Raw genomic sequence first — 623 nt, 5'->3', positions numbered from 1 at the left:
AATAGGTCACTGCGTTGCTCATTCACAAAGTTTGTTAGGTTCTCTAGAGTCTCGTCAGAGAATTTCACTGATGCTGGATTAGCAGGGTTAACGACGCAAAGCAGTTTGATGTCTGTATCTGCCAGTTTCTCGATTTCAGACATTGGTAGCTGCCAAGTGGTCTCATCAAGGCGTAGCTCAACGATTTCCAGCTCATACTCTGCTAGCTCTGGGATTTCTAGGTAAGGGGTAAAGATTGGCGTGATTAGCGCAACTTTGTCACCTTTTTTCAATAGACCATTGTTGAACATGGTTGCGAACGTGTACGTCATTGACGCTGTGCCGCCTTCTGTTGCGAACAAGTCAAAGTTAGTCGTCATTGGCATTGGGCCGTACATCTCTTCTGCGATGTATTGTTTAACCACTTTCTCGATGTTCACTAGCATACGTGGTGGTACTGGGTAGTTACACGCAAGGTAAGCCAGTACTAGCTCGTTTAGGAACGCTTGTTTTTCGATACCTAGACGGTCTTTTGCGTAGCTTAGTGCACGACGTAGGAAGTCAACGCCTTTGTCTGCTGCATATTGGCTTGCGAACGTGTCGAAACGCTCAACGATGCCAACACCATCAGGGATACCACCGAA

1 protein-coding gene is annotated in these 623 nt (G+C 46.5%); it reads right to left on the bottom strand.

What is annotated here, in order from left to right:
* Nucleotides 1-623 (bottom strand): aminotransferase class I/II-fold pyridoxal phosphate-dependent enzyme (locus tag AB4274_RS21735; protein ID WP_372113211.1); only part of this gene is annotated, 623 nt, incomplete at both ends.

The organism is Vibrio sp. 10N.261.55.A10 (genome assembly GCF_041470825.1).
Lineage (GTDB): Bacteria > Pseudomonadota > Gammaproteobacteria > Enterobacterales > Vibrionaceae > Vibrio > Vibrio crassostreae_C.
The sequence above is the reverse complement of the archived record's forward strand: the minus strand, read 5'-3'. Positions and strand labels throughout refer to the sequence as shown.